Source organism: Streptomyces sp. NPDC050703 (genome assembly GCF_040654435.1).
Lineage (GTDB): Bacteria > Actinomycetota > Actinomycetes > Streptomycetales > Streptomycetaceae > Streptomyces.
In genome coordinates this window covers 25,601-31,651 of sequence record NZ_JBFAHX010000069.1, presented here as the reverse complement: position 1 = coordinate 31,651, position 6,051 = coordinate 25,601, and the positions used below count along the sequence as shown (strand labels likewise).

Sequence of the window (6,051 nt, the reverse complement as noted above, 5' to 3'; positions counted from 1 at the left end):
CGTGTGGTGCAGTCCTAGACAGCTCCACCACACCGGAGGTCTTCGCCTTTGATCAAGACCCCCGTGTCAACAACGCTCGTGATCAATACACCTAGTACTTCGGCGCGTTACGGGACCGCTGCACCCGCGTGGTGCGGCGGTCCTTCGCGTTCCAGCACGCCTTGTGCCAGTGCCTGCGCTCGTCGACCCCCGAGTGCTCGGGCCAGGCCACCACGTGCGGCACGCTCGCGGGGATCTCCTGGTCGCAGCCGGGGCAGCGGTACCGCTTGCCCGCCGCGCTCGCGCCCGCGACGTGCCGCACGCTCCACTCCTCGCCCTGCCAGCTCTCCGAGCTCTGGAAGCCGCCGTAGCGGCCCGACGGCTCCGCGTCCGCGGACGCCTTCGGCTCTCCGGCGCCCTTGGGGCGGTTGCGACGCGGGGACAAGGAACACCTCACGGCTGTACGGCGATCAGGGGTGCCCCAAGCCTACGCGCCGGACCCAGGGGTACCCGCCCGGAACCACTGCACGGAAAATCCAACAATCTTCCCGTCAGGCCGTGCCCTTGGCACGTGTCACGCGTTGTTGCCCGTAGGGGGAGTGCCTGCGTCGGCGTCAAGGAGGCAGGAGTTCGATGCGTGTAGGTAGTTTTGTTCTGGCCGCCCAATTTCCCGGACAGGGGCAGGGGGAGGCGCTGCACCGGGCGGTGCGGTCCGCCGAGGTGGCGGAGGAGGCGGGGCTCGACTCGGTCTGGCTCGCCGAGCACCACTTCGTGCCCTACGGCACGTGCCCGTCGGCGACGACCCTGGCCGCCCTGCTGCTCGGCCGGACGCGGCGGCTCCGCGTCGGCACCGCCGTCAGCGTGCTGCCGACCGTACACCCGGTGGCACTCGGCGAACAGGCCGCGCTGCTGCACATCACGTCCGGCGGCAGGTTCTCGCTCGGCGTCGGCCGCGGCGGTCCGTGGGTGGACCTGGAGGTCTTCGGAGCGGGCCTCGAAGCGTACGAGAAGGGGTTCCCCGACTCGCTGGACCTGCTGCTGCGGTGGCTGCGCGAGCCCCGGGTCGGCAGCTCCGACGAGCGGTTCCGCTTCCGTGCGGTCGACGTCGTGCCACGGCCCCGAGAGGCCCTCTACGGCCGGGGCGCGAGCGGCCCCGAGGTGATCGTCGCCTGCACCTCGCCGTCCAGCGTGCGGCTCGCCGCGCAGCGCGGCCTGCCGATGCTGCTCGGCATGCACGTGGGGGACGACGAGAAGGCCGAAATGGTGGCCTTGTGGAATCGGCACGCACGTGCCGCGGGGCACTCCCCCGACGGGCCCGCCGCGACGGGCCACGTGTCGGCGGGTGTCGTGCAGATCGCGGACCACCGCCCGGAGGCCGCGGAGACGTTACTGAAAGCCATGCCGGGCTGGCTCAGGCAGGGCCTGGAGGCCCATGTCACGGTCGACGGCCGCAAGCGCGCCATGCGCGATCCGCTGGCCTACACCGAGATGCTCTGCGGGCTGCACCCCGTGGGCACGCCGCAGGTGTGCGCCGACCGTATCGCCGCCACCTCCGAGCGGACGGGCATCACCCGCTTCGCGCTGCTCGTCGAGGGCTCGGGCGACCTCGCGACGACGGAGGAGAACGTACGCAGGCTGGGGGCCGAGGTACTGCCCCAGCTCTGTTGAGACGGAGCTGCCGCTCCGGACCGTCACACCACCTCCCGCGTTCGGAGCGGCAGCGACTACCGTCAGCAGTCCCGGAGTTCGGGCGACTGGTTCAACAGCTGCCCCCGGATCGAGGTGAATCGGGCGAGCCGGTCGTCCACCGACGGGTCCAGGGGGAACACCGCCACGCGGTGACAGTTCTGGAAAGCCAGACGCACTCCGAAGTGCCGCTGCAGTGCGCCGCGAATGGCATCACTCGCGAGCGCGCGCAGCAGCTGCCCACGTGCCTGCTCGTCCGGCGGCGGCGTCTGGTTGTCGGCGAACTCTCCGCCGTCGACCTTCAGCTGAGCCACCAGGGAGCTGATCATCTCCCATGCGTAAGGCAGGGAGGTCCGGACGCAGTCGACGAAAGCTGCTTCGTCGACCTCGCCTCGCTCGGCCTGCTCCAACAGTGCCGGTGAGACGTCGAGCGACATGGGTTCTCCTCTCGCACCCCCGGGGAGCGGGGGCCTACGGACAGGGATGGAGTCCGCATACGCAGCGTGCACGGATGACGACCTCCCGCTTCTACGGTAGGCACCGGCCGGGCACCGCACCAGGAGATTGGACGCATAACCGGCCAGGATCGAACAGGTTCATCGACGGACAAGTCGTGCGCCCCGCGCGGTCACCGCGAGCGGTGGGCGGGCGAATCGCGTGCACCGCCCCGAGTCGAGTAGCGTTGCGCCCCATGCGTCTCGTCATTGCCCGATGCTCCGTGGACTACGCGGGCCGGCTCACCGCCCATCTCCCTTCGGCCCCCCGCCTGATCCTCGTGAAGGCGGACGGAAGCGTCTCGATCCACGCGGACGACAGGGCCTACAAGCCCCTCAACTGGATGTCCCCGCCCTGCACGCTGAAGGAGGGATCAGGGGACGACGCCGGGGTGTGGACCGTCGTGAACAAGGCGGGCGAGAAGCTCATCATCACGATGGAGGAGATCCTCCACGACTCCTCGCACGAACTCGGCGTGGACCCCGGCCTCATCAAGGACGGCGTGGAAGCACACCTCCAGGAACTGCTCGCGGACCGGATCGAGACACTGGGCGACGGTTTCACGCTCATCCGGCGCGAGTACATGACGGCGATCGGCCCCGTCGACATCCTCTGCCGCGACGCCGACGGGCAGACCGTCGCCGTCGAGATCAAGCGCCGCGGCGAGATCGACGGCGTCGAGCAGCTGACCCGCTATCTGGAGCTCCTGAACCGCGACCCGCACCTCGCGCCGGTCCGGGGCATCTTCGCCGCCCAGGAGATCAAGCCGCAGGCCCGCGTCCTCGCCACGGACCGCGGCATCGGCTGTGCCGTCCTCGACTACAACGCGCTGCGCGGCATCGAGGACGACAAGCTGCGCCTCTTCTGAGGAGCCCTACGCCGTTCCGGGCGCCGCCGACCCGCTGGAAGGGCCGGCGGCGCTTTTCGTCGCCGGTGAGCCGGCCGGGCGGCTCATGGAGTCGGAGTCGTCCGGCGAGGACGGCGGGGCGTCGCTCGTGGGCGGCTGCGAGGTCGGCGGCTGGGACGTGGGCGGCCTGGACGTCGGGGGCCTCGACGTGGGCGGCTTCGACGTCGGCGGCCTGGACGTCGGCGGCTTCGACGTGGGCGGCTTCGACGTCGGCTTGTCGGTCGGTCCGCCGCTCGGCCCGTCCGAGGGCTCGCCGCCGCCGCTCGGGCCGTCCGACGGCTCGCCGCTGTCGCTCGGGGCCGGGTCGTCCGCCGTGCCGGCGACGCCGTCCTCGCCCGTGCCGCCGGGGCGGCTCGTGGAGTCCTGCCGCGGCTTGTCGGCGGTCAGCCCGTCGTCGCCCGGGTCCTGTGTGGCGGACTGCTCCGTCTTGACCCGTTCGCCGGGGTCGTCGCCGCCGCCGGACGTGGCGCCGAGCGTGACGACGGTGCCGAGGACGGCGACGAGCAGGGCGCCCGCGCCCGCGGCGACGAGGTTGCGCCGGGTGCCGCTGAGGACGGAGCGGCGGGCCGGCGTCCTGGCGGGCACCACGACCGGCGTGACCCGGCTGCTGACCAGGGTCTCGGGCTGCTCCGCGGGCGGTTTCGGCGGGGTGAAGGCCGCGGGGACGCCGCCGGGCGGTGACGCCGACTCCTCGTGGCGCGCGCCGGGGACCTCTTCCCCGGCGGCTGTGCGGCCGCCGGGCAGCGCGCCGCCCGAGCGGTCGGCGACCAGGGCGAGGGCGCGGCGCCCGGAGATCATGCCGCGCTTGTCGGCGAGGGCTCCACGCAGCCCGATGGAGGCCTCCAGCTCGGCGCGCGCCCGGTCGAGCCGCCCGCCGCAGAGCGCGAGGACGCCCAGCTCGTGGTGAAAGTAGGCCTCCTCGGCGACCTCTCCCGCGTTGCGTGCCGCCTCCTGGCCCGACCGCAGCGCGCGTTCCCAGGCGCCCCAGGCGAGCCCTCCCGCGAAGGCGGGGGCCGCGGTGCGGGCGAGCAGGACCGCGGCGCCGCTCTCCACGGTGACGAGCGCGGCGAGCGCCGCGAGGACCGTGTCGGCCTCGGCGGCGACCCGCTCGGGGGCGACCGAGGGATGCCCGGCCCACCAGGCGTAGTGCTGGGCGGCGGCGCGGGCGCGCTCGGCGCCTTCGTCGGCGTACCCGGCGCTCTCCAGCTGGGTGCGCACGCCCGGGGCGAGGCGGTAGTGCGCGCCCACGGCGGTGACCAGGGCGCAGCCCACCAGCTCGGCGAGGGCGGCGTCGGCGTGGGTGTCGCCGACCAGGGCGGGCAGGTGGGTCTGGTGCGGCACCTCACCGCCGAGCGCGACGGCGAACTCCAGGGTGGCGCGGGCCGACGGGCTCAGCCGGGAGGCGAGCAGGGCCGCGGGCGCGGCGCCCTCGGCGAGGGAGGGCAGCGGTACGCCGTCGGTGGCATCGGCGTAGTCGGCGTCGAAGGGCGCGTCGACCGGGGTGTCGGCGAAGTAGCCGTTCTCCTCGAAGGCGTGGGGGTCGGCGCGGAGCTGGTCGCGCTGGCGGAGCAGGGCGCCCGCCTGGACGAAGCGCAGCGGCAGGCCCTCGGACTCGAACCACAGGTCGCCCGCCCAGTTGGCCTCCTCGTCGTCGAGGACGCGGCCGACGACGCGCTCCAGGAGTTCGAGGCTGCCGCCGCGGCCGAGGCCGCCGAGGAAGACCTCTTCGAGATGGGAGTCTGCGGACGGGGCGGCGACGTCGGGCGTGGTGGAGATGAGGAAGGCGCACTCGGGCGTCGCGTCGAGCACCTCGTCGAGGCCCGCGCCGCCGAACTCCAGGTCGTCGAGGACGACGACGGCGCCGATGTCGTCGACGAGCTCGCGCAGCAGTGCGGGGTCGGGCCGGTGCAGGGGCGCGTCGTAGACGGCCGTGAAGAGGTCCTGGAGGAGTTCGCCCGGCGTCTTGCGGTAGCCGGAGAGCCGGACCACGCCGTCGGGCGCGAGGTCGGCGCAGTCGTCGGCGACGGCGTTGAGCAGCGCCGTGCGGCCGGAGCCCGCGGGTCCGGTGAGGCGTACCGAGCGGCCGCGCGCGAGCAGCCGTACGAGGCGCTCACGCTCTTCCTGCCGCTCAAGGAGCGGCAGCCTGGGCAGGGCCGGGCCGGGCGGCACGGGCGGCAGGGCGGCGCGGCGCTGCTCGGCGCGGTCGCCGGCGGTGCGCTTGGCGGGCCTCTCGGGCCGCTCCCCGGGCGGGCAGGGTTCGATCTCGCTGCCGTCGACGGGGTTGACGGTGAGCAGGAAGTCGCCGGACACCAGTTGCACAGTGCGGGCCAGGGCGGGTGCCTGCTGGCCGAAGTCCGGCGTCAGCGGATCGCGCGGGCGCTGCGGTCGCGCCGGGCCGCCGGACGCGTCGCCGGCCTGCTCGTGGCCGTACTCCTCGGGTTCCCGGTTCATCGGGTCCATGGTCCTAGCCCCCCAGATGCGTGGTGTGCAGAGCCCCCTCCGGCCTTCGTGCACACTGCGCTGTCGCTTCTGGTCCGGTGCCCCCGCGCGGGTTCGTGTATCGGTGGGCGACCGAACCCTAGACGTTCGACCAGTATCTCCGAGGAAGCGGGGTACCGCCCCGTCCGAGACGTCACAGTCTCGTGAGGATTGCGTGCTTCAGGCCCTGTGGAGCGATTCGACGCCGATGCCGCCCTCGATCGCGAGGATGCGGTGGAGCCGCGTCGCGACGAGCAGGCGCTGCATCTGCGGCGGCACGTGGCGCAGGACGAGCCTGCGTCCGCACCGCCCGGCGCGGCGGTGCGCGCCCATGATGACGCCGAGTCCCGTGGCGTCCCACGAGTCGAGTTCGGACAGGTCGAGCACCAGGTCGCCGGCGCCGTCGTCGACGGCCGAGTGCAGGACCGTACGGGCGTCCGCCGCGCTGCGTACGTCGAGGCGTCCCCCGACGACCAGCTGGGCCTGGTCGCCCCTGATGTGCATAT

General features: G+C 73.3%; 6 protein-coding genes. 2 read left to right on the top strand and 4 right to left on the bottom strand.

The genetic code is table 11. The annotated features are described in order from the left end of the window. Window positions 1-91: 91 nt before the first annotated feature. Window positions 92-424, bottom strand: a complete 333-nt coding sequence (locus AB0I16_RS34535; RefSeq protein WP_363253633.1) for an ATP/GTP-binding protein — start codon at window positions 422-424, stop codon at window positions 92-94. A gap of 188 nt (window positions 425-612) precedes the next feature. Here AB0I16_RS34535 and AB0I16_RS34530 point away from each other — a divergent pair, with 188 nt between their 5' ends. After that, the gene (locus tag AB0I16_RS34530; RefSeq protein WP_363253632.1) at window positions 613-1,647 is read left to right on the top strand and encodes an LLM class flavin-dependent oxidoreductase; all 1,035 of its coding nucleotides are present in this window, start codon (window positions 613-615) and stop codon (window positions 1,645-1,647) included. Window positions 1,648-1,709: 62 nt separating this feature from the next. On the opposite strand, the gene AB0I16_RS34525 is transcribed toward AB0I16_RS34530, so the two are convergent. Next, window positions 1,710-2,102 (bottom strand): SCO5389 family protein, encoded by a 393-nt coding sequence (locus AB0I16_RS34525; protein WP_005480204.1) that lies wholly within the window; start codon window positions 2,100-2,102, stop codon window positions 1,710-1,712. Between the two features lie 254 nt (window positions 2,103-2,356). On the opposite strand from AB0I16_RS34525, the gene nucS reads away from it, so the two are divergent. Continuing rightward, window positions 2,357-3,028, top strand: coding sequence for an endonuclease NucS (gene nucS, locus AB0I16_RS34520; protein ID WP_062774078.1), 672 nt, complete (start codon window positions 2,357-2,359; stop codon window positions 3,026-3,028). A 6-nt stretch (window positions 3,029-3,034) separates the two neighbouring features. Here the strand turns inward: nucS and AB0I16_RS34515 are convergent, their stop codons facing one another. Beyond that, the gene (locus tag AB0I16_RS34515) at window positions 3,035-5,527 is read right to left on the bottom strand and encodes an ATP-binding protein (RefSeq protein ID WP_363253631.1); all 2,493 of its coding nucleotides are present in this window, start codon (window positions 5,525-5,527) and stop codon (window positions 3,035-3,037) included. A 198-nt stretch (window positions 5,528-5,725) separates the two neighbouring features. Next, on the bottom strand, window positions 5,726-6,049 hold the full coding sequence (locus tag AB0I16_RS34510; protein ID WP_062774074.1) for an STAS domain-containing protein: 324 nt from the start codon (window positions 6,047-6,049) through the stop codon (window positions 5,726-5,728). Window positions 6,050-6,051: the final 2 nt, after the last annotated feature.